A 24,657-nucleotide genomic window follows, 5' to 3' on the forward strand; every position below is an offset into this window, starting at 1 on the left:
CGCGGCGGCCGTGCGGGCTCAGGAGATCATTCGCGCCAAGCGCGATGGCGCGGCGCTGTCCGACGCGCAGATCCAGAGCCTGGTGCGCGGCCTGGTCGATGGTGGCTGGAGCGAGGGCCAGATCGCGGCCCTGGCCATGGCCATCCTCTGGCGCGGCATGAGCCGGGCCGAGTGCGTGGCCCTGACCCGGGCCATGCGGGACTCGGGCCGCCAGATGCACTGGCGGGATCTGCCCGGCCCGGTGCTGGACAAGCATTCCAGTGGCGGCGTGGGCGACAAGATCAGCCTGATGCTGGCGCCTTTGGTGGCGGCCTGTGGCGGCTTCGTGCCCATGATCTCGGGCCGCGGCCTCGGCCACACGGGGGGCACGCTGGACAAGCTGGAGGCCATCCCCGGCTTTTGCGCCACGCCCGAGGCCGCGCGCTTTGAGCGCATCGTGCGCGAGGTCGGCTGCGCCATCATCGGCCAGACGGCCGACCTGGCCCCGGCCGATGGTCGCTTCTATGCCGTGCGCGACATCAGCGCCACGGTGGAGAGCGTGCCCCTGATCACCGCCAGCATCCTGTCCAAGAAGCTGGCCGCCGGCCTGCAAGGCCTGGTCATGGATGTGAAGTGCGGCAACGGCGCCTTTGCCGACTCGCCCTGGATGGCCCAGGAGTTGGCCCACAGCATCGTCGGCGTGGCCGCCGGTGCCGGTCTGCCGACCCGGGCCCTGATCACCGACATGAACGAGGTGCTGGGCCAGACCGTGGGCAACAGCCTTGAGTTGCTGGAAGCGCTGCGCTATCTGCGTGGCGAGCTGCGTGAACCGCGCCTGCATGCCCTGACCCTGGCCCTGGCCGGCGAGATGCTGCGGCTGGGTGGCTTGGCGGCCAACGCTGCGGATGCGGAAGCCAAGCTGCAAGCGGCCCTGGACAGCGGCTCCGCGGCCGAAAAGTTTGCACAAATGGTGGCGGCCCAGGGTGGTCCAGCCGATCTGCTGGAGCGGCCCGAGCAATACCTGGCCGCCGCGCCGGTGCAGCGCCCGGTCTGTGCGCCAAGCGCGGGCCGCTTGAGCGCAATGCAGACGCGCGAGATCGGTCTGGCCGTGGTCGAACTGGGAGGCGGTCGGCGCCAAGCGGGCGACCGCATCGATGTGCGTGTCGGTCTCTCGGCGGTCTTGCCACTGGGCACCGTGCTCGAGGCCGGCCAACCTTTCGCGACGGTCCATGCGGCCGACGCTCCTTCAGCCGAGCACGCCGCGGCCGCCGTGCTGGCGGCCTGCCGCTTCAGCTCGCCTGAGGCGCCATGGGGCCCCGCAGACCTGATCCAGGCCCGTGTCGGCTAGACTTCACGCCCCGTGGATCCACCTGCATCCACCTGACCACTGCTGTACCCCTGCCATGCCTGATATCGACGACGCCACGCCCGCTCCCGCCACGCCCGACAGCCCGGATGGCGGCTCGCCCCGCCGCGGCATCAAGAGCTTTGTGGTGCGCGCTGGCCGCATGGGCTCGGGCCAGGTCAAGGCCCTGGCCGAGCTGGGCCCCAAGTTCGTGCTGCCCTTCCAGGCGGGCCAGCGCCTGGACACCGCGGCCGTGTTCGGCCGAGAAGCACCGGTGGTGTTCGAGATCGGTTTCGGCATGGGCGACGCCACGGCCAAGATCGCCCAGACCTTGGCCGACCATGACTTCATCGGCTGCGAAGTCCATGAGCCCGGCGTCGGCGCGCTGCTCAAGCACATCGAGGAAAAGCAGCTCGGCAATATCCGCATCTTCCAGCACGACGCCGTTGAGGTGCTGGAGCAGATGATCGCCCCGGCCTCGCTGGCCGGCGTGCACATCTACTTCCCCGACCCCTGGCACAAGAAACGCCACAACAAGCGCCGACTGATCCAGCCCGAGTTCGTGGCCAGGCTCGTCAAGCACATCCGCCCCGGCGGCTATCTGCACTGCGCCACCGACTGGGAGCCCTATGCCCAGCAGATGCTGGAAGTCCTGGGCGCTGAGCCCTTGCTGGAAAACACCGCCGCCGGCTACGCTGAAACCCCCAGTTATCGCCCGCTGACCAAGTTCGAAAACCGCGGCCTCAAGCTGGGCCACGGAGTTTGGGATCTGGTGTTCCGCCGCCGCCCGCTGGCCTGAGCAGGCTGGCCCCGGCCAGCAGCACCAGGCCCAGGGCCAAGGGCAGGGTGGCAATGAAGCCGGCGTGCTTGAAGCCCAAGGCGCCGATCAAGCCACCGACAAAAAAGGCCAGCACCAAGCTCAGGTGGATGCGCAGGCGCTGTCGGTTGGCCATCACGAGGGGTTGTTGCGCACTCGCTGGCAAACGGTTCCAGTAGAGCAATCGGCCCAGCTCGAGCCCTAGATCGGTCAGCAGGCCGGTGACATGGGTGGTGCGGATCTCGGCATGCGAGATCTTGGTGATCAGGGCGTTCTGCAAGCCCATCACAAAGCACAGCAGCACGGCGGTCAGTGAGACGCGCAGGATCTGGTGCGGCAGCAATTGGCTGCCGATCAGGCCGAAGATCAGCAGCAATGCCGCCTCCAGCAAGAGCGTGGGCACGTAGGCCCAGCGCGGCCGGTGGCGCAGGCCGTAGTTGACCAGCAGCGCCGTGCAGGCCGCGCCCATCACAAAAGCCGCCACCGCCAGCAGGGCGCTGAAGGCCAGGCCGAACTGGCCCAGGGCGATGTGGTCGGTGCTGGCCGAGACCAGGCCGGTCATGTGCGAGGTGTACTGGCCCACGGCCAGAAAACCGCCGGCATTGAGCGCACCGGCCACAAAGGCCAGGCCGGCGCCCAGGTGCAGATTGCTGCGCGCGCTGCGTTCCGGCGCGGTCAGCTGAGCGAGATAGTCCACGGGCATAGGCCCTGAGCATAAGGGCTGGCAGGCCGCAGCCTGCGGCACAGCTGCTAGAGTGCCGCCCATGTCTGAATCCACATCTCTGGCCGGCCGCCACATCTTGCTGGCCCTGTCCGGCGGCATCGCCTGCTACAAGAGCGCCGAGCTGACCCGGCTCCTGAGCAAAGCCGGTGCCACGGTGCAGGTGCTGATGAGCGAGGCGGCCGAGCACTTCATCACCGCCGTCACCATGCAGGCCCTGTCGGGCCGCACGGTGGCCACCAGCCAATGGGACGCGCGCGAGCCCAACAATATGGCCCACATCAATCTGAGCCGTGAGGCCGATCTGATGCTCGTCGCCCCGGCCAGCGCCGACTGCATCGCCAAACTGGTGCAAGGCCGGGCCGATGATTTGCTGAGCCTCACGGCCCTGGCGCGGCCCAGCGATCGCTGCCCGCTGCTGGTGGCGCCGGCCATGAACCGCGAGATGTGGGCCCATCCGGCCACGCAGCGCAATGTCGCCCAGCTGCGCGCCGACGGCGGCATCGTGCTCGGCCCCGGCAATGGCGAGCAGGCCTGCGGCGAAACCGGCGATGGCCGCATGCTGGAAGCGGCCGAGTTGCTGGACGAGCTGATCGCGTTCTTCCAGCCCAAGCTTTTGGCGGGCCGCAAGCTCTTGATCACCGCCGGCCCCACCTTCGAAGCCCTGGACCCGGTGCGCGGCATCACCAATCTCTCCAGCGGCAAGATGGGTTTTGCGATCGCACGTGCTGCCGCCGAGGCTGGCGCCGAGGTGACCCTGGTGGCCGGCCCGGTGCACCTGCCCACGCCGCGCCATGTGCGCCGCATCGATGTGCAAAGCGCGCAGCAGATGTTCGACGCCGTGCTGCCCTTGGCGGCGGAGCATGAGCTCTTCGTCGCCACCGCGGCCGTGGCCGATTGGCGGCCGCTGGCGGCCAGCGCGCACAAGATCAAGAAAGACCCGAGCCAGGGAAATCGCCCGCCGGCTTTCGAGATGACCGAAAACCCCGACATCCTGGCGTCGGTCGCGGCCCTGCCGGCCGGGCAGCGCCCGCGCCTGTGTGTGGGCTTTGCGGCGGAGAGCCAGGATCTGGCCCGCCACGGCCGCGACAAGCTGCTGCGCAAAAAGGTGGAGCTCGTCGTCGGCAATATCGGCCCGGCCACCTTCGGCCGCGATGACAACGCTTTGCTCTTGATCGATGCCGAGGGCGAGCGCGAGTTGCCCCGCGCCGACAAGCTCAGCCTGGCCCGTCAGCTGGTGGCCGAGATTGCCCGCCGCGCCTGACCGCCTTCTTCGTTTTCTCTTCCGATTCCCATGACCACCACCACCGTCGATCTCAAAGTTCTGGACGCCCGCATGGCCGAGCAGGTGCCCAGCTATGCCACGCCCGGCAGTGCCGGCCTGGACCTGCGCGCCTGCCTCGATGCGCCCATCACTCTGGCGCCGGGTCAGACCACCCTGATTCCCACCGGCTTGGCCATCCACATTGGCGACCCCGGCCTGGCCGCCGTCATCCTGCCGCGCTCGGGCTTGGGCCACAAACATGGCATCGTGCTCGGCAATCTGGTCGGCCTGATCGACTCCGACTATCAGGGCCAACTGATGGTCAGCTGCTGGAACCGGGGTCAGAGTGAATTTGTGATCCAGCCTTTCGAGCGCATTGCTCAGCTGGTCTTGGTGCCCGTGGTGCAGGCGGCCTTCCGCCGCGTCGAGGAGTTTGGCGACGCCAGCAGCCGGGGCGAGGGCGGTTTCGGCTCGACCGGCAAACACTGAACCGAGGCCGTCGGCGCCCGCACTGTCGGCGCCAAGCCACAGCGGCCGGCCCGGGCTGGCTGGATGCCTTTCCTGCTGATTCTTGGCCCTGCATCAAATGAAGCGGCTTCTCTGCCCTGTTCGGCGCTTTGCGGATGGCTGAAAAGCCTTACACCTGCGATAGTTGAAACATCGGTGGGACAGCCGACACAAAGGAGATGCAGATGGCAACACAGCCGCAAGCCGCAGCTGAAGGCGCCGGCGATGTGATCGCAGCGCGCATGCGCGCGCTGATGGTGCGCGCACCGATGGCGGTGGGCTTCGTCAAGAACGCTCAGTTCGAGGTGGTCAGCGAACAGTTCAATCACCTCTTTGGTCACGGCGACGACACCGATCTGGGTGGCCAAAGCACCCGCAGCGTGCAGGTGTCCGACCCGTCCCATCAATCCCTGCTCGAGCGCAGCCACGCGGCTTTTGTTAGTGGCAAGCCGCTTGATGACGAGGTCGAGTTCGTGCGCCGCGATGGCAGCCGCTTCTGGGGCCGGTTGCAGGCCACGCCAGTTCATTGGGACCAGCCGGGCGGCGAAGCGCTCTGGATCGTCGACGACGTCACCGTTGCGCGCCAGCAGCGCATGCAGCCGACCTGGACGGCCAAGCACGATGTCTTGACCGAGCTGGCCAACCGCCGCGAGTTCGAACGCCGCCTGGCCGAGCATGTGGGCAGCCGTCGCCACGAGCCGGTCTCGGTCTTGTGGATCGATGTCGACAAATTCGGTGAAATCGTGGCCGGCATGGGCGCCGAGGTGGGGGACCATTTCCTCTACGGCCTGGGTCAGTTGCTGATCACCAAGGTGCGCGCCTCCGACCTGGTCGCCCGCCTGGAAGACGATCATTTCGCCGTGCTGCTGCCGAATTGCGACCAGCACTACGCCGAGATCGTGGCCGAGAAGATGCGCTCCGGCATCGCCGCTTACCGCCTGCGCTGGGGCCTGCACCGCACCCGCGTCAAGGCCTGCTTGGGCGTGGTGCAGTTGCAGACCTCGCTGGAGTCGGTCGATGCCGTGCTGGGCGCTGCCGCTCTGGCCTGCACCGAGGCCAAGGCTTCCGGGGGCGACAGCGTGCGGGTCTTCATTTCGGCCGGCGCTTTCGAGGAATTGGCCGGCTGAGCTCAGACCGCCGCTCCGAAACACAGCCCGCCGCTCATGCCGGCGGGCTTTTTTGTGCCCAGCGTTTCAAGCCGCCGAGCCTGGCGTGAGGAAATAGCCGGAAAAACGCATTCTTTTCTAAAGTTCGGCGCGCAGCGGCCGATTCACTCGGGACAATCCTGGCCAACACCAGCAGTTTCGGAGTGTCGTCGCCATGTCCATCGGTCTGTCCACCGCCCTGTCCGGCATTTCTGCCGCCAACGAGCGCCTGCGTGCCTCGGCGCAGAACACGGTCAGCAATGGCGCGGCCGATTTCCGGCGCCAGCAGCTGCAGGCCCAGCAGTCGGATCAAAGCAGCGCTCAGCTGCGTCAGGTGCCGGCCGCCGGCCAGTCCGCGGAAGCAGACCTCGCCACCCAGAAGTCTGCGACCTACGCCTTCGTGGCCAATCTGCGCGTCCTGCAGACCCAGCTGCGTGCCAGCGGCACCATGCTGGACATTCACGCCTGAGGCCGGCCCTCAGCGCAAGGGCAGGCGCAGTGTGACCCGGGTGCCTTGCCCGGCTGTGCTTTCGATGTGGATTTGACCCAGCATCAGCTCCTCCACCACCGTCCGCACCACGCTCAGGCCCAAGCCGGCGCCTTCGCTGCCCAGCCGGCCGCTGAAGAAGGGGTCAAAAACCCGCGGTAGCGCTTCAGACGGGATACCGCAGCCATTGTCCTGAATCGACAGGCGCAGGCTGCCGTCCTCTGCGTCCCCTGCCTGCAGTTCGATGTCGAGCTGACCGTCCGTACAAGCCTTGAGCCCATGGTGGATGGCGTTGTCCAGCAGCTCTTGCACCACGTTGTGCAGCGATTGCATCGGTCCGAACATGGCCAGCTGGGCGGGCATTTGGGCCTTGATGACGATGCCCGCCGCACTGCAGCGCCCTTGGTAGTGATCGATCAAGCGGCGCAGCAAGGCGCTGACATCAAAGTCCTGGGCCATTTCCTGCTCGCTGTCGCGCGACAAGGCTTTCAGGCGCTGGATCAGGAGGCTGGCACTCTCCAGCGAGCGGTCGACCAGGGAAGAACACTGCTGCAGCGAGCTGGCGGTTTCGCTCAGGGCCTGGCGGCGCAGCGGTCCGTTCTGCAGCCACTGCTCCAGCTCCACGGCCCGGTCCCGGATCACCGAGGCGCCCATGCGCGCATTGCCCAGCGGCGTGTTCAGCTCATGCGCCATGCCGACCACCATGCGGCCCAGGGCCAGCTGCTTTTCCTGTTGCATGACGGTGCGCAGGGCTTGCTCCAAGGAGGCCGTGCGGGCCAATACCCGCGCTTCCAGCTCCTCATTGGCCTGCTGCAGGGCAGCTTCGGCCGCGCGCCGGATGCTGGCTTCGGCCTGCAGGCGGCTCAGGGTCTGTTGCAGCTCGGCATTGCGGGCCGCCAGCGACTGCTCCAGCTGGCCGCCATGGCGGGCCAGTTGCTCGTTTTCCAGGCGCACGCGTTGCAGCAGGAAGACATCGTCCACGGCGCGCGACAGGGTGGACGTCACGGCCTGAAGGCGTTGGCGCTGAAAGCTCAGCAGGCGCTGGCTGCTGCGCAGGGCGGCAGCGCTGTCACCGGCCGCCTCGCCGAAGCGAACGATGGCGCGCAGCAGGTACTCGTGCACAAAACGCATCTTGTCGCCGGCTGCCGCAAGCTCCTGCTCCAGGGCTAGCACCGGCTGCCAGTGCGCGGTGTCGGCGTGCTCGCGCCAGTCCAGCAAAACCTGGGTCAGGCGCATGGCGTGGCTGGCGCCGGCGATCTGGCGCCAGACGCTGTTCTCGCTCGAACCCTCCAGCCGTGTCAGATATTGCCGGCAGGATGTCGTACTGCCTGCGAGCACATCGATGTAGGCCAGATTGAGCAGTGAGAGCATGGCGTCTTCCTGCAGACCCGTACTCTCTGCCAGTTGCAATGCATCGGTGTGAAGACTGTGGCAGCGCAGCCAGAGCGGGTGGCCAGGTGGTGCCAGCTGCTCATCCGCGAGGTAAAAGCAGGCCGTGGCGCAGTAATTGAGGATGCGGTGCACGGTGCCCGGCTGCAACTGCTCGCGCCGAGCCAACAAGGCTTCGCTGGCCTGCAGCAGGTCTTCGTACAAGCCTGCCTGAGCCAGTATGCGGCCGCGCATGGCCAGCAACTGCTCGGACAAAGCCAGGGCCTGCGCGCCCTGGCAGAGCTGTTGAGCCCGCTCCAGGCTGGACAGGGCCGCATGGTGCAGGCGCAGCCGGGTCTGCAGCTCGGCCAGGGTGAGCAGGGCCAGCGCTTCGACGATGGGGTCGTCCACCAGAGCGGCCGCCTGCTGGCTCAGCTCATAGGCCGTTTGCAACTGCGCGACATCGCCTTGGCTCGCGTCTGCTTGCAGGCGCAAGCCCAATTGCAAGGCTTGGGCCAGCAGACGGTCGGCGGTGTTGTTCAAGCGGCCTTGCAGCTGCTCCAGCAAGGGCGCAGCGTGCGCGAGATCCATCTGGCTCATCCACTGCTGGGCCTGCAGCAGCTGGGTTCGCACGACTTGGGCCTTGGCGTCATCTTTGCCGGTCGGGTCCGACGGTACAGGCAGGGGGGCAGGTCTTGACTGAGGGTGCACGTGCGCAAGCTCCGGTGTGGGTGCCGGCCGCTTCAGCCCGAAGCGGCTCCGCGACGGCTTGATTGTGATGCCGGCACTCGGCCTTTGTCAGCCCCGCATCCGTGCGGGCGCATGCCCGTGTGCATCACGGCATCAAGGCTTCAAGCGGTACCAAGCCGAGCCGTCGGTCTCGCGGCTGATCAGCTCGATCGCGGCGCCCGAACCGTAGGGCAGCTGGGCCACACCGCCCTGGCCACTGCGGAACTTCAGCGCCACGCCGGGCACCGGGAGCACGCGCCAGGACGGCAGGGGCGCGGTGCCGGCTGGCAGGGCCTCGACCCGCCCCAGCTTGGCCAGATAGGCGGCCACGGCCTCGCGGTTTTCATCGGGGGCGTCGATCACGACCTTGCTGGCGTTCAAACCCGGAAAGCCGCCGCCACCATGGGCACGGTAATGGTTTGTGATGACCAGGAACTGCGCTTGGGCATCGAGCGGCCTGCCGTGGTAGCGCAGGTCCTCGATGCGCCGGGCTTGGGCTTGCAGCAGTTGCCCTTCGGCGCTGTAGCGGGCCGGCTGGTTGACGTTGATCGCATAGCTCAGACCGGGCTGACCGTCGGCCAGGGGCGCGGCGTACAGACTGTCGAAGTTGTAGGCGCGGAAGTCATCGTCCAGCAGTTCTTGTTCGGCCGGGCCTTCGGGATCGATCCGGCGGAACTGGCCGGCCGACATCTCCAACCATTCGCGCAACTCGGCGCCGCTGAGCTTGAGCACCTTGATCTGGTTGGGGTAGAGGTAGAGGTCGGCCACATGCTTGGCGGCCAGGGGGCCGGCTGGGATGTCGGTGTAGAAGCTCCATCCTTGGCGGCCGCCGGCCTTGAAGGGCGCGGCTGCGGACACCAGCGGCAGGCCTTCAAACGCCGTGCCCTGGACCGCACGCTCCAGATAGGCCAGCTGGGCTCGGGCCACCAGCTCCACGGCGAGGCTGGGCTGCACTTGAGAGAAGTAGCTGTGGATGGCGAGCTCGCTGTGCGCCACCGGGGCCCGCATCGCCTTCAGGGTGTCGCCATGCTCACGCGCGATCACATGGGCGACCATGGGGTCGGCCGCCACCAGGGCACGACGGCTGGCGCGGTCGAAGATGGGGCGCAGCTCGGCGTGGCTCTGGCTGAGCACCCAGCGTCGGCCCTGACGTTGCAGAGTCAGGTCCACCACGGCCAGGTGGTCGCCCCAGCGGCCGGGCATGGCGGCCGGCACGCCATGGATGCGGCCCTGCACCAAGTCCACACCGGGGTAGCCGGCGAACTGTGCGCTGGGGAACTCGGCATGGGCATGGCCGAAAAGCAGGGCGTCGATGCCGGGAACGCGGGCCAGCTCGGCCACGGTGTTCTCGGCCAGTCGGCCTTGCTCCGTCTTCTCGAAACCCGAGTGGGCCAAGGCCACGACCAGATCGGCGCCTTGCGCCCGCATTCGGGGCACCAGGGTGCGGGCGGTCTCGACGATGTCGCGCGCCTCGACCTGACCCTGCAGATGGCGGCGGTCCCATTGCATGATCTGCGGCGGCACAAAGCCGATCACGCCGATCTTCAGCGTCTGCATACGGCCGGCTTCGTCCTTGAATTGGCGCTTCAGCAGCACATAGGGGGTGAAAGCGTGGCGTGCTTGGCCTTGTGCGCCGCGCTCCATGACGTTGGCACTGACGTAGGGGAAACTGGCGCCGGCCAGGGCCTGGCGCAAAAAAGGCAGACCGTAGTTGAACTCGTGGTTGCCGACATTGGCGGCGTCCACGCGCAGCAGGTTCAACACCTTGTAGGCGGGGTGGGTCTCGCCCGCACGCAAAGGCTGAATGCGTGCGACCTGGTCACCAAGCGGGCTGCCCTGCAGCAGATCGCCGTTGTCAAACAGCAGATTGTTCGGAGCCTCTTCGCGGGCGCGCTGGATCAGCGGAATGGTCTTGGCCAGGCCGTAGTCTTCGGTTTCACGGTCCTGGTAGTAGTCGTAGTTCAGCAGATTCATGTGCAGATCGCTGGTCTGCAGCAATCGCAGCTTGAGCGTGGCTGGCGTGGCTTGCAGTGGGCCACTCCAGACGAGACCGAGGGCGAAGACGGAATGCAGGACGACGGAGGTGATGCGGCGCATGGGCTGGAGTGTGGTGCTGCAGGGCAATAGGGCAAGGGGATGGGGCAGGGCGCATGCTAGCCCCTCCGGACCGCGTTCCAGGGTTAGTTCTAGGGTTTACTGCCCAGGGCCGAGCCGGCAATCCGCTACGCTGGAGCCCGGAGCTGCTGCCTGAACGGTGCGGCTCTTGAGAGGAACCCGACCGGTGCCGCCACCCTTGGCACTGGTCGAGCTCCCGACCCTGTCGACAACAAAGCCTTGGCGCGTGATCCGCGCAGGAGTGCCGTATGAGTCCTATCCCCCCGCCGGGCCAGCTGGATCCGCTGCCGCCCGCGTCTGACGCCGATCGCGCGCCAGCCACCCCGACCGAGCCAAGCTACGAGGGCCTGCGTCTGCACGTTCCCGAACCGACCGGCCGCCCCGGTTGTCACACCGATTTTTCCTACCTCCACCTTTCGCTTGCCGGCGCCGTGCGCAAGCCCGAGCTCGATGTGGCGGCGGTGGACACGGCGGACCTGGCCTACAGCCTGATCCGCGTGCTCGATGAAGACGGCGTGGCCCGTGGCCCCTGGGCGCCCGAGCTGAGCCCCGAGCAATTGCTGCGCGGCTTGCGCACCATGGTCAAGACCCGTGTGTTTGACGGCCGCATGCTGATCGCCCAGCGCCAGAAAAAGCTCAGCTTCTACATGCAAAGCCTAGGCGAAGAGGCCATCGGCAGTGCCCATGCGATGGCGCTGCGCGATGGCGATATGTGCTTCCCCACCTACCGCCAGCAAAGCCTGCTTCTGGGGCGCGACGATGTGCCTTTGGTGGAGCTGATCTGCCAGCTCTTGTCCAACGAGCGCGACCCGCTCAAAGGCCGGCAGCTGCCGGTGATGTACTCGATCAAGAAGGCCGGCTTCTTCACCATCAGTGGCAATCTGGCCACGCAGTTCATCCAGGCCGTGGGTTGGGGCATGGCCTCGGCCATCAAGGGCGACACCAAGATCGCCTCGGGCTGGATCGGCGATGGCGCCACCGCCGAGTCCGATTTCCACACCGCGCTGACTTTTGCCCATGTCTACCGCGCGCCGGTGATCCTGAACGTGGTCAACAACCAGTGGGCGATCTCGACCTTCCAGGCGATTGCCGGCGGCGAGGGCACGACCTTTGCGGCGCGTGGCAGTGGTTGCGGCATCGCCTCGCTGCGGGTGGACGGCAATGATTTCCTGGCGGTCTACGCAGTTTCTCAATGGGCAGCCGAACGCGCGCGGCGCAATCTGGGTCCGACCTTGATCGAATGGGTCACCTACCGCGCCGGCCCGCACTCGACCTCGGACGACCCGAGCAAATACCGCCCCGCCGATGAATGGCAGCGCTTCCCCCTGGGCGACCCGATCGCGCGCCTGAAGCGCCATCTGATCGACCGCGGCCTCTGGAGCGAGGCACAGCATGAGGCCTTGCAGAAAGAGCTGGAAGCCGAGGTCATCGCGGCGCAGAAGGAAGCCGAACGATTCGGCACCTTGGCCGATGGCCACATCCCCAGCATCGAGTCCATGTTCACCGATGTCTACAAAGACATGCCCGCGCATTTGAAAGATCAACTGGCGCAGGCGCGCCACTACGGAGGTCGGCCATGAGCGGCAAACCGGAAGCACAGATGGAAGCGCAGCTGGCGCTGGCGGCCGAAGCCAGCGAGGCCAGCCCAGCCCGCCTGCCCATGACCATGATCCAGGCCCTGCGTTCGGCCATGGACGTGATGCTGGAGCGCGACCCCGATGTGGTCATCTTCGGCCAGGACGTGGGCTATTTCGGCGGCGTGTTCCGCTGCACCGACGGCCTGCAGGCCAAGTACGGCAAGCAGCGTGTTTTTGATGCGCCGATCTCTGAAGGCGGCATCGTCGGCGTGGCCGTGGGCATGGGGGCGTATGGCCTGCGCCCGGTGGCCGAGATCCAGTTCGCCGACTACTTCTACCCGGCCTCGGACCAGATCGTCTCGGAAGCGGCGCGCCTGCGCTACCGCTCGGCCGGTGACTTCACCGCGCCCCTGACCATCCGCATGCCCTGCGGCGGCGGCATCTACGGCGGCCAGACCCACAGCCAAAGCCCGGAGGCGCTGTTCACCCATGTCTGCGGCCTGCGCACGGTGATGCCGTCTAACCCGTATGACGCCAAAGGCTTGCTGATCGCCGCCATCGAGTGCGACGACCCCGTTATTTTTCTGGAGCCCAAGCGCCTTTACAACGGCCCCTTCGATGGCCATCACGACCGGCCCTCGACCCCCTGGTCGGCCCACCCGCTGGGCCTGGTGCCGCAGGGTCATTACAGCCTGCCGCTGGACCAGGCCGCGGTGTTCCGCCCCGGAGCCGACATCACGGTGCTGACCTACGGCACCATGGTCTGGGTAGCCGAAGCGGCAGCGCGCGAGACCGGCATCGATGCCGAGATCATCGACCTGCGCTGCATCTGGCCGCTGGATCTGGACACCATCATCGCCTCGGTCAAGAAGACCGGCCGCTGCGTGGTGCTGCATGAGGCCACACGCACCAGCGGCTTTGGCGCCGAGCTGGTGGCCCTGGTGCAAGAGCATTGCTTCTACCACCTCGAGGTGCCGGTGGAGCGCGTCAGCGGCTGGGACACGCCGTATCCGCATGCCCAGGAATGGGATTACTTTCCGGGCCCGGCCCGCGTCGCTGCGGCCCTGCAGCGCGCCATGGAGAAATGAAGATGATGAGCAGCGAACATGTGATCAAGATGCCGGACATTGGCGAAGGCATCGTCGAAGTGGAAGTGGTGGCCTGGCGCGTGCAGGCCGGTGATCAAGTCAGCGAAGACCAGATCCTGGCCGATGTGATGACCGACAAGGCCACGGTGGAAATCCCCTCGCCGGTGAAAGGCCGTGTGCTGGCGCTGGGTGGTGAGGTGGGCGAGTTGATGCGCGTGGGCTCGGCCCTGATCCGCATCGAGGTTGAGGGCGAGGCCGGCGCTTCAGCACCTGCGGCTTCTGCTGCAACTGCACCCGCACCGGCGCCGGCACCTGTTTCTGCCGCGGCGGCGCCGGCTCCCGTGCAAGCCCCGGCACCATCGCCGACTCCCATCGCGCAGCCTGCTGTGGCCGCCCATGCCCCGCAGGACCTGGGCCTGAGCCTGGCCGACAAGCCCATCGCCTCGCCCTCGCTGCGCCGCCGCGCTTGGGAGCTGGGTGTGGATCTGGCCCAGGTGGGCGGCACCGGCCTCGGCGGCCGCATCATGCAGGCCGATCTGGATGCGTTTGTCGCCAGCCATGGCAGCCAGCTGCGTCCGCCTGCTGTTGCTGCGGCACCGGCTGCACCTGCTGCAGCGCCGACCAGCGCGCCGCGCCTGCCCCGCTCAGGCTCACGCGGCGATGGCGTCGAGGCCATTCGCATCGTTGGCCTGCGCCGCAAGATCGCCGAGAAGATGCAGGACGCGAAACGCCGCATCCCGCATTTCAGCTATGTCGAAGAGGTCGATGTCACCGAGCTGGAGGCGCTGCGCCTCAAGCTCAACATCCAGTACGGCGCCAGCCGCGGCAAGCTGACCCTCTTGCCCCTGCTGGCCCGGGCCATCGTGCGCACGCTGCCGGACTTCCCGCAGATCAATGCGCGCCTGGACGACGAGGCGGGCGTGATCAACCGTTTCGACGCGGTCCATCTGGGCGTGGCGGCGCAAACGCCGGCCGGGCTGATGGTGCCGGTGCTGCGCCATGCCGAGAGCCATGATTTGTGGAGCTGTGCCGCCGAGATTCGGCGTTTGGCCGAAGCCGCCCGCAGCGGCCGCGCCACCCGCGACGAGCTCAGCGGCTCCACCATCACCATCTCCAGCCTGGGCGCACTCGGCGGCATCGTCACCACCCCGGTGATCAACAGCCCCGAGGTCGCCATCGTCGGCGTCAACCGCATCGTCGAGCGGCCCATGATCCGCAACGGTCAGGTGGTGGCGCGGCAAATGATGAACCTGTCCTCTTCCTTCGACCACCGCGTGGTCGATGGTCAGGATGCGGCCGAGTTCATCCAGGCCCTGCGCGGCTTGATGGAATCGCCGGCCTTGCTCTTCATCGACTGAGCGGCAGGAGCAGGTTCGCCAAGCCCGCAGGCAAGTCGGGCTTGGCCACCATCAGGTAGAAGATGATGGGCATGGCCACGAAGGCGGCGTAGCCCAGCCCTTCCCACCATCGGGCATACCGCCAGTAGCGTGCGGGCAGGGTTTGTTCGCTCTTCAGCGCTACCTCGGCCATGTCGGACATGCGCAGCTGCAGCCAGACCACCGGCAGCCAGCAGGCCCCGGCAAACAGGTAGAGCGCCAGGCCCAGGGTCAGCCAGGGCGTGCCCAGCACCGGCCAGCCGGCCTGCTGGGCCAGCCACAGGCCGCTGAGCGGCTGGACGATCACCGCCGGCGTGGTGAACCAAAGGTCGGCCCGCTTGACCAGGCGGCAGACCACGACTTGCGCGGCCAGCGATCCACTGCGGTTGGCAAAGTAGAGATAGAAGGCCGAGCCGAAGCCGGTGCCGGCCAGCAGCACGCTGGAGACCACATGCATGGTCTTGATGAGCAGATAGGTGTTCATGATGAGCTGCCGCCCTCGCGGGCATCGAGAAAGAGCAGATAGAGCAGGGCGGCGATGGGCAGGTTCTTGCTCAGTGGGCCCAAGGGGTGGAGCCAGAGCGAGGGCAGCAGCAGGCTGCCCAGCACGGTCATCACCAGCATGGCCAGGCCTGCCGCCAAATAAAGCCGCGGCGCATGCCAGCGCCAAAGCGCCGTACCGATCAGCAGGTCCAGGCCGGCGCCGCTGAGGATCAGGGTTTGGGCCAGCGCTGCATCCAGGCCGGCTGCGTGCAGCAGGGCCGCCGATTGGCCATACAGCTCCCAGAGGCTGACCACGCCGGTCCAGAGCCAGAGGCCGACCAGGCTGAGGCGCGCGGCGCGGCGTCCGGCGGGATGGAGTGTGTGGCTCATGCGTCCTCCCAGGTGCTCAAGAACTCGGTCGGTGAGCGTGCGTCTCGATCCAGCAGTTGGCGCAGCGGCGCGGGGTCGGCTGTGTTGTCCTGCTGCAGCAGGGCCAGCGTTTCTCGACCCCAGGGTTGGAAGGGCAGGTGGTCGCCGATGCGGGCACTGAGCCGGCTCAGCACATCGGGCAGGCGCAGCATTCGAGCCGGCGGCCGGCCTCGTTGCAGGCGCAGGCTGGCGATGAAATCGCTGAGGCGCAAGGCTTGTGGCCCCACCACGGCGAGCTGCGGCGGTCCAGTCCGTGGCAGCAGACGCAGGCAGGCTTCGGCCAGGTCTTGCACGGCCACTGGTTGGACACGGGTGTTCAGGGCCACGCCGGGCAGGATCAGCAAGGGCAAGCGCGCCAGATTCAGGAACAACTCGCTGCTGGCGCCGCCCGGGCCGAAGACGATGCTGGGTTGCAAGACTGTGGCGTCCAGGCGCCCGGCTTGCTGCAGCGCCAGCAACTTCGTTTCCGCAGCCCGCTTGCTGCGCGCGTACTGCGTGTCGCTCTCGGCAATGCCCAGGGCCGAGATCTGCAGCACGCGGCGCACGCCCGCTTCGGCGCAGGACTCGAATAAGGCCACCGGGCCCCGGTGATGGATGGCGTCCATGGGCTGCCCTGGTCGGTCGCGCAGGACGCCCACCGCGTTGATCACGGCGTCGACACCTTGCAGCCGTGGCAGCCAGTCCCTGGCCGCGAGCTCGCGGCTGAAATCGGCCTGGATCCATTCCACACCCGGCCAGCCCGAGCTGGGGCGTGCTGTTCGGCTTGTGGCCCGAACCGAGTGACCCTGGCTGAGCAATCGGCCCAGCACATGGCGGCCGATGAAGCCTTGGGCGCCGCAGAGCAGGATGTTCATGGTGATGCGCTATGCAGTTGTTGTCAGCTTCTCAGCGCGTGCAGCGCTCGGCCGTGCAGCGCGGCTGGCGGGCGGCGTGTTCGGCGGCGCGCCGCAGGGCGCGGCCGAAGACCAGGCCGCTGATCCAGGCCGGCACGCGGTGGCGGTGGCGGGCAATCCAGGGGTAGAGCGTCTCGGCCAAGGGTCGCAGTACGGGCAGGGACAGGGCGCGACTGACACCGGGCAGGCCCACGGCCGCGTAAGCCAGGCGGAAGACCTCGACGCTGCGGATCACCTGGCCATCGGCCCGCAGACCGTGCATCAGTCTCAGCAGGTCTTCGCGACTGCAGCCCGGCGGCGGGCCGGCGAAATCAGGGGCCGAGACGTCCACAAAGCGCAGCAGGCCCTCGCGATTGCGCAGCATCAGATTGCGCATCTCGCTGTCGCACAAGGGGCAGGCCGATTCGTAGAACAGGGTCAGGGGGAAGGCGCCGGGATGCATGAGGCTGATATTCATGATTCGTCCGATATTTCAGTAATGACAGAAATTTAGAGTCAAAAAAAGGCGCCCATCTTTGACGACAGGCGCTGCCTTGCGCTTCAGTCCTTGCCGTCCGAGCCGCGCACAAACTTCTGCACACTGGCGCCGAGCTTCAAGACCTTCTCCAGGGTGGTGGGCGAGAGCCTTAGCATTTCCTCGGACCAGGCACCGAGGGTGTCCATGAAGCGCAGGGCTTCGCGCACGCGGTCCTGGGTGTCGGCGCTTTCACTGGCAAAGCCAGGGTCAGCGACCAAGGATCCCAGCACGCGAACGGTCGGGTCGAATTCCCGCTCCTTTCGCTCGCGCACGATGGTGCGGAACAGCTCCCAGACGTCGACGGAGGTCTCGAAGTAATCGCGTCGGTCGCCCAGCACATGGGCCACCCGGATCAGGTTCCAGTTCTGCAACTCTTTCAAGCTGGTGCTGACATTGGAGCGCGCCACCGTCAGGGTGTCGGCAATCTCTTCTGCATGCAGCGGCCGGCCGTGAAAGAAGAGCAGGGCGTGGATCTGGGCCACGGTGCGGTTCACGCCCCAGGCATTGCCCATCTCACCCCAGTGGACGACAAATTTGCGTGCGACTTCGCTGAGTTCCATGGCGCGAAGTCTAGCCCGTCTGTAATTTCTGTCAACACAGAAATTACACGCTGAGTGAACGCCCGGAAGCCTGGCGTTCAGGCCTCCTCAGACTTCACTCCCCATTGCCGCACATAGGCGGGCGTCGCCTCTCTGTTGTCGGCCGCTGCATGTGGCGCTGCTTGGGCCAGGCGAAGGGGCAGCACGCCGGTCCACACGGGCAGATGCAAGTCCTCCTCGTCGTCCAGCGGCGGGCCGCTGCGGACCTTGCAAGCGGCTTCATCCAGTGGGATGCGCAACACGGTGGTGGCGGCGAACTCTTTGTCATTGCCGCGCCGGGCCTCGTGCTCGCGGCCGGGGGCGATCTTGTGCATGAAGATGTCCATGCTCGCCCGCTTCTTGGCTTCATCACGAACCGCTTCGAACTGACCGTAGATCATGCAGGCGCGGTAGTTCATCGAGTGGTTGAAGGCCGAGCGGGCCAGCACCAGGCCGTCCAGCAAGGTGAGGGTGACGCAAGCTTGCGTCTCGGGGCGCAACAAGTTCTTGACCATGCGGCCCCCATTGGAACCATGGATGTAGAGGTGATCGTCCTCGCGCCAGCAGGCCATGGGGATGCAATGGCTGCCGCGTTCGTCGGCGAAGGCGATGTGGCAGAGGTAGGCGGCGTCAACGATGGCGTGCACGGTCTCGCGCTCGTAGCGGGCGTTCTCGGCCACGCGGCGCACACGCGTGCGGTCACTGGGCGCTGTGGCTGGGCGGGGAGGGACTGGGTTCATGGTGTCGTAGAAAAAGTGGAGCTGATGAGCAAGTGAAAGCCGGCGCGCGCAAGAAATTTCAGAGCGCAATGTAGTGGCCAGCTGGTTCCAGGAGAAGATCCAGGTTCTGCTAATTTCATAGAACCACACCGAACCACGGATAGAACCATGGATCACGCGCTTCTGATCTCTCGCTACGCCGCCCAGCAAGGTCAGCCTGGCTGGTCGCGCCAGCGTCTGCTGCATGAGGCCTTGCGTCATGCGATCCGCAGCGGCAGCCTGCCGCCCGGCAGCCGTCTCTTGGCCAGCCGCGCCTTGGCGGCCGAACTCGGTTGGGCGCGCAACACCGTGATCTATGCCTACGAACAGCTGGCCAGCGAAGGCTGGATCAGTGCAGGTCGCCGCGGCACGGTGGTTCATGCGCGCCCGGTTTCGGTGCTGGCGGGATCGGGCCGGTCGGTGGGTCCTGGCGCGCTGGCAGCGCGAGACCTGCCAGCGCCGGCGCCTGAGAGTCGCGGTCTGTCACGTCGCAGCGCGGGTCTGGCTTGTTTGCCCGTGGCTGCGGATCTGGCCGCGGCCTTTGCACCCGGCGTGCCGGCGCTGGATGCGTTTCCGCTTGATCTTTGGCGCCGCCTGATGATGCGGGCCTGGCGTTCGCTCGTCAGCAGTCAGCTCAACTACGGGCCGCCGGCGGGCGAGCCGGCTTTGCGCGAGGCGATTGCCGCGCATCTGCGGGCCTCGCGGGCGGTGCGTTGCAGCGCCGAACAGGTCTTCATCACTGACGGCACGCAGGCCAGCCTGGACCTGTGCGCGCGCGCCTTTGCCGATGCCGGCGACAAGGTCTGGATCGAAAGCCCGGGTTATGGCGGCGCCTTGACCGCCTTCCGCGCCGCCCAGCTGCGACCGATCGGCATCACGGTGGACGCGCACGGCTTGGCACCGCGGCCACAGGATTGGCTGCAGCACCGGCCGCGTCTGATCTATGTGACGCCTTCTCACCAGTACCCCAGCGGCGCGGCCATGAGCCTGGAGCGTCGCCTGGCCTTGATTGCTCAAGCTCGACAGGCCGGAGCTCTGATCATCGAGGACGACTACGACAGCGAGTTTCGTTACGACGGCCCGCCGCTGGCAGCGCTGCAAGGCTTGGGCACCGACATCGACACCTTGGATGCGGCACAGCCGGCCAGCGACGCGCCCGTGCTGTATCTGGGTACCTTCAGCAAGACCTTGTTCCCTGGCCTGCGCATCGGTTTCATGGTGGTGCCGCCCGATCGGGTGCAGCTGCTCCATCACCTGCTGGCCCGTTCGGCGCCACGCGGGCGCGCGGCCGAACAGCTGGCCTTGGCTGAGTTCATGCGCGAGGGACATTTCGGCCTGCATCTGCGGCGCATGCGCCGGCTCTACCAGCAGCGGCGCGATGCCTTGGTCGCGGCGCTGGAGCGGCAGCTCGGCGACATCGCTCAGGTGCGGGGCGCCTCGGCCGGCATGCACCTGGCGCTGTGCTTCGAGCCCGAGCTGGGTCTGGATGACCAGGCCATCAGCGCCGCCGCCCTGCAGGCCGGCATCGTCGCGCCGGCCTTGAGTCAGCACCGCGTCGGGCGCCGCGCCAGCGCATGGTCCGGCTTGATGCTCGGCTATGCCCAGGTGCCGGCCGAGCAGATGGCCGGCAAGGTGGCGAGTCTCGCTGCATTGATTCGCGCTGAATTGCGCTGAACGGCCTCAGCTGTGAAGCGGCGTGTCAGCGGACCGCGGCATGTGCTTCAAGGCAGGCTGGCGGGAAGTGGCCGTGGCGCTTGTTGATCGAGCGTTTGCAGGGCGTCGACGAGGTCCAGGCCTTGCATCTGGCTCAGCCATTGGTCAAACCAAGGTTTGTGCGAGGCGCCGACAATGCTCAGCACCCTGGCGCCGGGTCGCTCGCGAAAGGTCTCGCGAATGTTGGCGACCATGCGCAGATTGCGCACTTCCCAGCCCCCCACCCATATCTGCGGATAGCGCCGCGGGGAATCGGCAGCCATGGGGCCGACGATGTTTGCGCGTGCCAGTGTGCGCAGGTACTCGGGGCGGTTGATGAAACGGTAGAGCGGCAGCAGGTCGTCGCCGCGTTTGAGTTGCGCCAGGTTGCGCTCATCCTCGCGCTTCAAGAGGTCGCCCTCTGATTTCCAGGCGGCTTCCAGCTCGGCCACAAAGGCTTTCGTGTCGTCGAGCTTGAGGTTGTCGCCGGTGTGATCGTCGGTTGGATGGACCCGCTGCAGGCCCAGGCGTGCCGCCAGCCGCGCGGCGATTTGTATCGACTCATTGGGCCGTTCGACCAGGCGCTGCAATTGCCCGACCAGGGCTTCGTTCAAGCCATCGCCCGCATGTTGTTCCGCCTTTGGCAGTTGCAGCCATTGGGCAGCAGCCGAAGCGCTTTCTTTGGCGGCCAGGAACAATGCGGCAAGGCGCCGTCGCTGTGCGGCAATGGGCGCGTCCGGCCAGCTCTTGAGCGTGCGCTCGACTTCGGCCAGTGCGGCCGGAATGTCCAGGCCGGTGGCCGCCTGCGCTTCGGCCGGGCGCTTGCAGTAGTCCTCGCCGTACTTGGCCGGGTGGCGCAAAGCCAGATCGCACTCCTCGCCCGACTCGTCCTCGACGGTGATGATCTCGGGCTTGAATCCGGCCAGTCGTTCCAGAAGACGGTCGAGCGAGCCGGGTTTGAAGTCCTGGCCCATCTCCCGCAGATGGACGGTGCCAAGCACCAAAACCTGCGATCGTTGCCCTGCCATGCCTTGATCCAGGTCCTTGAGCAAGGCAGGCGGGGTGCCAGCCTGCAGCGGCGGGCTGACGCTGAGCATGGTGCTTAGGAAGAACGTCGAGAGTCCCGAGGTCCAGGCAGAAAGGGTGGGGGTTCGCATGGGCAGATTGCAGTAAGGCAGGCAGTGAACGTGGTGCCATTGTTCGGACTCGTTCAGAGGCAGGCCAGCACGATCCGACGCAATGCGCGGGCGGTGGCCCGAACTGCGCCGCAGAAACAAAAAGGCCCGCCGAAGCGGGCCTTTCACTGTGGGGCAGCGCCCGTGCTCAAGCGCAGCTGGCGGCGTTCACACCTTTGGCGTTCTCTGCGTACTCTTCGATCTGGTCGAAGTTCATGTACTTGTAGATCGCTGCGCCGTCCTTGTTCACCACGCCCATCGCCTCGTGGTACTCGGCCACGCTGGGGATGTGGCCCAGTTTGGACGCGATGGCGGCCAGCTCGGCCGAGGCCAAGAACACGTTGGTGTTCTTGCCCAGACGGTTGGGGAAGTTGCGGGTCGAGGTGGACACCACGGTGGCGCCTTCGCGCACTTGCGCCTGGTTGCCCATGCACAGCGAGCAGCCTGGCATTTCGGTGCGTGCACCGGCGGTGCCGAAGGCCGCGTAATGGCCTTCCTTGATCAGCTCGCTCTGGTCCATCTTGGTCGGCGGGGCGACCCACAGCTTGACCGGGATGTCGCGCTGGCCGCCCAGCAGCTTGGCTGCGGCGCGGAAGTGGCCGATGTTCGTCATGCAAGAACCGATGAAGGCTTCATCGATCTTGGTGCCGGCCACATCGGACAGGGTCTTGGCATCGTCCGGATCGTTCGGGCAGCACAGGATGGGTTCCTTGATGTCGGCCAGGTCGATCTCGATGACATGGGCGTACTCGGCGTCCTTGTCGGCTTCCAGCAGATTGGGGTTGGCCAACCAGGCTTCGACCTTCTCGATGCGGCGCTGCAGGGTGCGGGCGTCGGCATAGCCGTCGGCGATCATGTTCTTCATCAGCACGATATTGCTGCTGAGGTATTCCTTGATCGGCTCGGGGTTCAGCTTGACCGTGCAACCGGCGGCGCTGCGCTCGGCCGAAGCGTCGCTGAGCTCGAAAGCCTGCTCGACCTTCAGGTTAGGCAAGCCTTCGATTTCCAGGATGCGACCCGAGAAGGCATTGATCTTGCCGGCCTTGGCAACGGTCAGCAGACCGGCCTTGATGGCGTACAGCGGGATCGCGTGCACCAGATCGCGCAGGGTGATGCCGGGCTGCATCTGGCCCTTGAAGCGCACCAGCACCGATTCGGGCATGTCCAGCGGCATCACGCCGGTGGCGGCGCCGAAGGCCACCAGGCCAGAGCCGGCCGGGAAGGAGATGCCGATGGGGAAGCGGGTGTGCGAGTCGCCGCCGGTGCCGACGGTGTCGGGCAGCAGCAGGCGGTTCAGCCAGCTGTGGATCACGCCGTCGCCCGGACGCAGGGCCACGCCGCCGCGGTTGGAGATGAAGGCGGGCAGCTCGCGGTGGGTCTTCACGTCCACCGGCTTCGGATAAGCCGCAGTGTGGCAGAAGGATTGCATCACCAAGTCGGCGCTGAAGCCCAGGCAAGCCAGGTCCTTCAGCTCGTCACGGGTCATGGGGCCGGTGGTGTCTTGCGAGCCGACCGTGGTCATCTTGGGCTCGCAGTAGGTACCGGGGCGCACGCCTTGGCCTTCTGGCAGGCCGACGGCGCGGCCGACCATTTTCTGCGCCAGCGTGAAGCCGGCCTTGGTGGCGGCCGGTGCGGCCGGCAGGCGGAACAGGGTGGCGGCGGGCAGGCCCAGGAACTCACGCGCCTTGGCCGTCAGCGAGCGGCCGATGATCAGGTTGATGCGGCCGCCGGCGCGCACTTCGTCGAACAGCACATCGCTCTTGAGCTTGAACTCCACCACGGTGGCGCCGTCCTTCACGATCTTGCCTTCGTAGGGAAGGATGTCGATGACATCGCCCATTTCCAGCTTGGACACATCCACTTCGATCGGCAGGGAGCCCGAATCTTCTTGCGTGTTGAAGAAGATGGGGGCGATCTTGCCGCCCAGGGTCACGCCGCCGAAACGCTTGTTCGGCACAAAGGGGATGTCCTGGCCGGTGGCCCAGATCACGCTGTTGGTGGCGGACTTGCGGCTGGAGCCGGTGCCGACCACATCGCCCACGTAGGCGACCAGATGGCCCTTCTTCTTCAGGTCCTCGATGAACTGCATCGGGCCGCGCTTGCCGTCTTCCTCGGGCTTGAAGGCCGCATCGGGGCGGGTGTTCTTCAGCATGGCCAGGTAGTGCAGCGGGATGTCCGGGCGGCTCCAGGCGTCGGGGGCGGGCGACAGGTCGTCGGTGTTGGTCTCGCCGGGCACCTTGAAGACGGTGACGGTGATCTTCTTCTCGACTTCGGGGCGGCTGGTGAACCACTCGCCCTCGGCCCAGCTCTGGATCACGTCCTTGGCCTGCGCATTGCCGGCCTTGGCTTTTTCGGCCACGTCGTGGAAGAAGTCGAACATCAAGAGCGTCTTCTTCAGCGCAGCGGCGGCGGTGGCGGCCACGCTGGCGTCGTCCAGAAGGTCGATCAGGGGCTTGACGTTGTAGCCGCCGACCATGGTGCCGAGCAGCTCCGTGGCCTTGGTCTTGGAGATCAGGGCGACTGCCAGGTCACCGTGGGCCACGGCCGCCAGGAAGCTGGCCTTGACCTTGGCTGCATCGTCCACGCCCGGGGGCACGCGGTGGGTCAGCAGGTCCAGCAGGAACTCGCCTTCGCCGGCGGGAGGGTTCTTGATCAGCTCGATCAGCTCGGCCGTCTGCTTGGCATCCAGGGGCAGGGGCGGGATGCCCAGCGCGGCGCGCTCGGCGGTGTGTTGGCGATAGGCTTGCAGCATGATGAGCTCTCCAGGTGTTGCGAGGGGTGTGAGGGTGAGACCGCGTCAGGTGGCCTTGGGCGTGATGACCTTGAGGCCCTTGAAGTAGTCACGGAAGAAGGTCTCGTCGTGGGTGATCAAGGCATTGCATTGCAGCAAGGCATGAGCGCCCACGATGAAATCGGGAACGGTGCGTTGGCGCAGGCCGCCGCGGCTGCGGTAACGGCGCTGCATTTCGCCAGCGCGGATGGCGGCTTTTTGTTCGACGGCGTGGAAGCTGATGCCCATGTCTTCCAGGGCCTGCATGGCCTGGTCGCCGTCTTGCAGCGAGGAGCAGATTTCCGACACCACGACATCACAGACCACCACCGGGCCCAGCGACAGGGCATCGCGCAGCGCAGCCTCGGCCAGGTCGGCGCGCTCGCTGTCGCTGAGCAGGTCGACGAGGACGGAGGAGTCGATGGCGATCATGGGTGTTGATGTGTGGCTCTTTGGGCTTACTGATCGAGCGGGTCGCCGGGTGCGCGGCCGCGCACGGCGCGCATGGCTTCATCGACCGAAGCAAAACCGTCGAGCTTGAACTTGCCGCGGGCGCGCGAGATGGCGTCGTCGACGTTTTTGCGCAGGATGATGCGGCCGCCTTCAAGCTCGACCTTGAGGATGGTGCCCTTGGTCAGGCCCAGTGCATCACGCACGGCCTTGGGCAGGGTGATCTGCCCGCGCTCAGCGACGGTGGCTTCCATGGGCTGCTCCGCAGTATGCGTTTGAAAGTATGTATTGATTATACGTACTTGCTGGGGCCGCCGGCAAGCGAGGTGCCGGCCGGGGCGGCATGGAGTATGGCAAGAAATCAAGGCCATCGCCGCGTACCAGGGTGTCCGGC

General features: G+C 66.7%; 23 protein-coding genes. 10 read left to right on the top strand and 13 right to left on the bottom strand.

The window, feature by feature from the left end:
• The first annotated feature begins 10 nt into the window (after positions 1-10).
• Together deoA and trmB are read left to right on the top strand one after the other, a co-directional pair.
• The gene (deoA, locus tag LNV28_RS20290) at positions 11-1,327 is read left to right on the top strand and encodes a thymidine phosphorylase (protein WP_263520406.1); all 1,317 of its coding nucleotides are present in this window, start codon (positions 11-13) and stop codon (positions 1,325-1,327) included.
• A gap of 55 nt (positions 1,328-1,382) precedes the next feature.
• A complete protein-coding gene (gene trmB / locus LNV28_RS20295) occupies positions 1,383-2,123 on the top strand; it encodes a tRNA (guanosine(46)-N7)-methyltransferase TrmB (RefSeq protein ID WP_411970002.1) in 741 nt (246 codons plus the stop codon).
• On the opposite strand, the gene LNV28_RS20300 is transcribed toward trmB, so the two are convergent.
• A complete protein-coding gene (locus LNV28_RS20300; protein ID WP_263520407.1) occupies positions 2,068-2,844 on the bottom strand; it encodes a YoaK family protein in 777 nt (258 codons plus the stop codon). The genes trmB and LNV28_RS20300 overlap by 56 nt on opposite strands.
• 61 nt (positions 2,845-2,905) lie before the next feature.
• On the opposite strand from LNV28_RS20300, the gene coaBC reads away from it, so the two are divergent.
• The 4 genes from coaBC (at position 2,906) to LNV28_RS20320 (ending at position 6,247) form a co-directional block, all read left to right on the top strand.
• A complete protein-coding gene (coaBC, locus tag LNV28_RS20305) occupies positions 2,906-4,126 on the top strand; it encodes a bifunctional phosphopantothenoylcysteine decarboxylase/phosphopantothenate--cysteine ligase CoaBC (protein WP_263569037.1) in 1,221 nt (406 codons plus the stop codon).
• Between the two features lie 30 nt (positions 4,127-4,156).
• Positions 4,157-4,615, top strand: coding sequence for a dUTP diphosphatase (gene dut, locus LNV28_RS20310; RefSeq protein WP_263520409.1), 459 nt, complete (start codon positions 4,157-4,159; stop codon positions 4,613-4,615).
• Between the two features lie 203 nt (positions 4,616-4,818).
• The gene (locus tag LNV28_RS20315) at positions 4,819-5,760 is read left to right on the top strand and encodes a sensor domain-containing diguanylate cyclase (RefSeq protein ID WP_263520410.1); all 942 of its coding nucleotides are present in this window, start codon (positions 4,819-4,821) and stop codon (positions 5,758-5,760) included.
• A gap of 193 nt (positions 5,761-5,953) precedes the next feature.
• Entirely contained in the window at positions 5,954-6,247 is a 294-nt protein-coding gene (locus LNV28_RS20320; protein WP_263520411.1) for a flagellar basal body rod protein, read from the top strand.
• Positions 6,248-6,256: 9 nt separating this feature from the next.
• On the opposite strand, the gene LNV28_RS20325 is transcribed toward LNV28_RS20320, so the two are convergent.
• A complete protein-coding gene (locus LNV28_RS20325; RefSeq protein ID WP_263520412.1) occupies positions 6,257-8,266 on the bottom strand; it encodes a sensor histidine kinase in 2,010 nt (669 codons plus the stop codon).
• A 210-nt stretch (positions 8,267-8,476) separates the two neighbouring features.
• Positions 8,477-10,459: a bifunctional 2',3'-cyclic-nucleotide 2'-phosphodiesterase/3'-nucleotidase gene (locus tag LNV28_RS20330; RefSeq protein ID WP_263520413.1), complete on the bottom strand. Its 1,983-nt coding sequence runs from the start codon at positions 10,457-10,459 to the stop codon at positions 8,477-8,479.
• 266 nt (positions 10,460-10,725) lie between these two features.
• Here LNV28_RS20330 and LNV28_RS20335 point away from each other — a divergent pair, with 266 nt between their 5' ends.
• Genes LNV28_RS20335 through LNV28_RS20345 form a run of 3 tightly spaced genes read left to right on the top strand, consistent with a single transcriptional unit; the run spans position 10,726 to position 14,500 of the window.
• The gene (locus LNV28_RS20335) at positions 10,726-12,057 is read left to right on the top strand and encodes a thiamine pyrophosphate-dependent enzyme (protein ID WP_263520414.1); all 1,332 of its coding nucleotides are present in this window, start codon (positions 10,726-10,728) and stop codon (positions 12,055-12,057) included.
• 20 nt (positions 12,058-12,077) lie between these two features.
• Positions 12,078-13,142 carry an alpha-ketoacid dehydrogenase subunit beta gene (locus LNV28_RS20340; protein WP_263520502.1) on the top strand — a complete coding sequence of 355 codons (1,065 nt, stop codon included), beginning with the start codon at positions 12,078-12,080 and terminating at the stop codon, positions 13,140-13,142.
• 2 nt (positions 13,143-13,144) lie between these two features.
• On the top strand, positions 13,145-14,500 hold the full coding sequence (locus tag LNV28_RS20345; protein WP_263520415.1) for a dihydrolipoamide acetyltransferase family protein: 1,356 nt from the start codon (positions 13,145-13,147) through the stop codon (positions 14,498-14,500).
• Here LNV28_RS20345 and LNV28_RS20350 read toward each other — a convergent pair.
• The 6 genes from LNV28_RS20350 to LNV28_RS20375 form a co-directional block, all read right to left on the bottom strand.
• Positions 14,490-15,002: a DUF2269 family protein gene (locus LNV28_RS20350; RefSeq protein WP_263520416.1), complete on the bottom strand. Its 513-nt coding sequence runs from the start codon at positions 15,000-15,002 to the stop codon at positions 14,490-14,492. The two genes, LNV28_RS20345 and LNV28_RS20350, sit on opposite strands and share 11 nt — an antisense overlap.
• On the bottom strand, positions 14,999-15,391 hold the full coding sequence (locus LNV28_RS20355; RefSeq protein WP_263520417.1) for a DoxX-like family protein: 393 nt from the start codon (positions 15,389-15,391) through the stop codon (positions 14,999-15,001). The genes LNV28_RS20350 and LNV28_RS20355 overlap by 4 nt, the downstream gene beginning before the upstream one ends.
• Positions 15,388-16,284 carry an NAD-dependent epimerase/dehydratase family protein gene (locus LNV28_RS20360; protein WP_263520418.1) on the bottom strand — a complete coding sequence of 299 codons (897 nt, stop codon included), beginning with the start codon at positions 16,282-16,284 and terminating at the stop codon, positions 15,388-15,390. The genes LNV28_RS20355 and LNV28_RS20360 overlap by 4 nt, the downstream gene beginning before the upstream one ends.
• 31 nt (positions 16,285-16,315) lie before the next feature.
• On the bottom strand, positions 16,316-16,780 hold the full coding sequence (locus LNV28_RS20365) for a thiol-disulfide oxidoreductase DCC family protein (RefSeq protein WP_263520419.1): 465 nt from the start codon (positions 16,778-16,780) through the stop codon (positions 16,316-16,318).
• 83 nt (positions 16,781-16,863) lie between these two features.
• A complete protein-coding gene (locus tag LNV28_RS20370; RefSeq protein ID WP_263520420.1) occupies positions 16,864-17,400 on the bottom strand; it encodes a GbsR/MarR family transcriptional regulator in 537 nt (178 codons plus the stop codon).
• Positions 17,401-17,477: 77 nt separating this feature from the next.
• On the bottom strand, positions 17,478-18,158 hold the full coding sequence (locus LNV28_RS20375; RefSeq protein ID WP_263520421.1) for a pyridoxamine 5'-phosphate oxidase family protein: 681 nt from the start codon (positions 18,156-18,158) through the stop codon (positions 17,478-17,480).
• Positions 18,159-18,305: 147 nt separating this feature from the next.
• Here LNV28_RS20375 and pdxR point away from each other — a divergent pair, with 147 nt between their 5' ends.
• Positions 18,306-19,850 (top strand): MocR-like pyridoxine biosynthesis transcription factor PdxR, encoded by a 1,545-nt coding sequence (gene pdxR, locus LNV28_RS20380; RefSeq protein WP_263520422.1) that lies wholly within the window; start codon positions 18,306-18,308, stop codon positions 19,848-19,850.
• A gap of 47 nt (positions 19,851-19,897) precedes the next feature.
• On the opposite strand, the gene LNV28_RS20385 is transcribed toward pdxR, so the two are convergent.
• From LNV28_RS20385 to LNV28_RS20400, 4 genes are all read right to left on the bottom strand, one after another.
• A complete protein-coding gene (locus LNV28_RS20385; RefSeq protein ID WP_263520423.1) occupies positions 19,898-21,025 on the bottom strand; it encodes a DUF5694 domain-containing protein in 1,128 nt (375 codons plus the stop codon).
• Positions 21,026-21,191: 166 nt separating this feature from the next.
• Positions 21,192-23,795 carry a bifunctional aconitate hydratase 2/2-methylisocitrate dehydratase gene (gene acnB / locus LNV28_RS20390; RefSeq protein ID WP_263520424.1) on the bottom strand — a complete coding sequence of 868 codons (2,604 nt, stop codon included), beginning with the start codon at positions 23,793-23,795 and terminating at the stop codon, positions 21,192-21,194.
• Positions 23,796-23,840: 45 nt separating this feature from the next.
• Positions 23,841-24,245: a type II toxin-antitoxin system VapC family toxin gene (locus LNV28_RS20395; RefSeq protein ID WP_102767036.1), complete on the bottom strand. Its 405-nt coding sequence runs from the start codon at positions 24,243-24,245 to the stop codon at positions 23,841-23,843.
• Between the two features lie 26 nt (positions 24,246-24,271).
• A complete protein-coding gene (locus LNV28_RS20400) occupies positions 24,272-24,517 on the bottom strand; it encodes an AbrB/MazE/SpoVT family DNA-binding domain-containing protein (protein WP_102767035.1) in 246 nt (81 codons plus the stop codon).
• Positions 24,518-24,657 lie beyond the last annotated feature (140 nt).

The sequence above is a fragment of the Paucibacter sp. DJ2R-2 genome (assembly GCF_025717675.1).
Taxonomy (GTDB): Bacteria; Pseudomonadota; Gammaproteobacteria; order Burkholderiales; family Burkholderiaceae_C; genus Paucibacter_A.

Coding starts and splice junctions, on each gene's coding strand:
- trmB (WP_411970002.1), top strand. CDS start 1,383: ATGCCTGATATCGACGACGCCACGCCCGCTCCCGCCACGCCCGACAGC.
- LNV28_RS20300 (WP_263520407.1), bottom strand. CDS start 2,844: ATGCCCGTGGACTATCTCGCTCAGCTGACCGCGCCGGAACGCAGCGCG.
- coaBC (WP_263569037.1), top strand. CDS start 2,906: ATGTCTGAATCCACATCTCTGGCCGGCCGCCACATCTTGCTGGCCCTG.
- dut (WP_263520409.1), top strand. CDS start 4,157: ATGACCACCACCACCGTCGATCTCAAAGTTCTGGACGCCCGCATGGCC.
- LNV28_RS20315 (WP_263520410.1), top strand. CDS start 4,819: ATGGCAACACAGCCGCAAGCCGCAGCTGAAGGCGCCGGCGATGTGATC.
- LNV28_RS20320 (WP_263520411.1), top strand. CDS start 5,954: ATGTCCATCGGTCTGTCCACCGCCCTGTCCGGCATTTCTGCCGCCAAC.
- LNV28_RS20330 (WP_263520413.1), bottom strand. CDS start 10,459: ATGCGCCGCATCACCTCCGTCGTCCTGCATTCCGTCTTCGCCCTCGGT.
- LNV28_RS20335 (WP_263520414.1), top strand. CDS start 10,726: ATGAGTCCTATCCCCCCGCCGGGCCAGCTGGATCCGCTGCCGCCCGCG.
- LNV28_RS20340 (WP_263520502.1), top strand. CDS start 12,078: ATGGAAGCGCAGCTGGCGCTGGCGGCCGAAGCCAGCGAGGCCAGCCCA.
- LNV28_RS20345 (WP_263520415.1), top strand. CDS start 13,145: ATGATGAGCAGCGAACATGTGATCAAGATGCCGGACATTGGCGAAGGC.
- LNV28_RS20350 (WP_263520416.1), bottom strand. CDS start 15,002: ATGAACACCTATCTGCTCATCAAGACCATGCATGTGGTCTCCAGCGTG.
- LNV28_RS20355 (WP_263520417.1), bottom strand. CDS start 15,391: ATGAGCCACACACTCCATCCCGCCGGACGCCGCGCCGCGCGCCTCAGC.
- LNV28_RS20360 (WP_263520418.1), bottom strand. CDS start 16,284: ATGAACATCCTGCTCTGCGGCGCCCAAGGCTTCATCGGCCGCCATGTG.
- LNV28_RS20365 (WP_263520419.1), bottom strand. CDS start 16,780: ATGAATATCAGCCTCATGCATCCCGGCGCCTTCCCCCTGACCCTGTTC.
- LNV28_RS20370 (WP_263520420.1), bottom strand. CDS start 17,400: ATGGAACTCAGCGAAGTCGCACGCAAATTTGTCGTCCACTGGGGTGAG.
- LNV28_RS20375 (WP_263520421.1), bottom strand. CDS start 18,158: ATGAACCCAGTCCCTCCCCGCCCAGCCACAGCGCCCAGTGACCGCACG.
- pdxR (WP_263520422.1), top strand. CDS start 18,306: ATGGATCACGCGCTTCTGATCTCTCGCTACGCCGCCCAGCAAGGTCAG.
- LNV28_RS20385 (WP_263520423.1), bottom strand. CDS start 21,025: ATGCGAACCCCCACCCTTTCTGCCTGGACCTCGGGACTCTCGACGTTC.
- acnB (WP_263520424.1), bottom strand. CDS start 23,795: ATGCTGCAAGCCTATCGCCAACACACCGCCGAGCGCGCCGCGCTGGGC.
- LNV28_RS20395 (WP_102767036.1), bottom strand. CDS start 24,245: ATGATCGCCATCGACTCCTCCGTCCTCGTCGACCTGCTCAGCGACAGC.
- LNV28_RS20400 (WP_102767035.1), bottom strand. CDS start 24,517: ATGGAAGCCACCGTCGCTGAGCGCGGGCAGATCACCCTGCCCAAGGCC.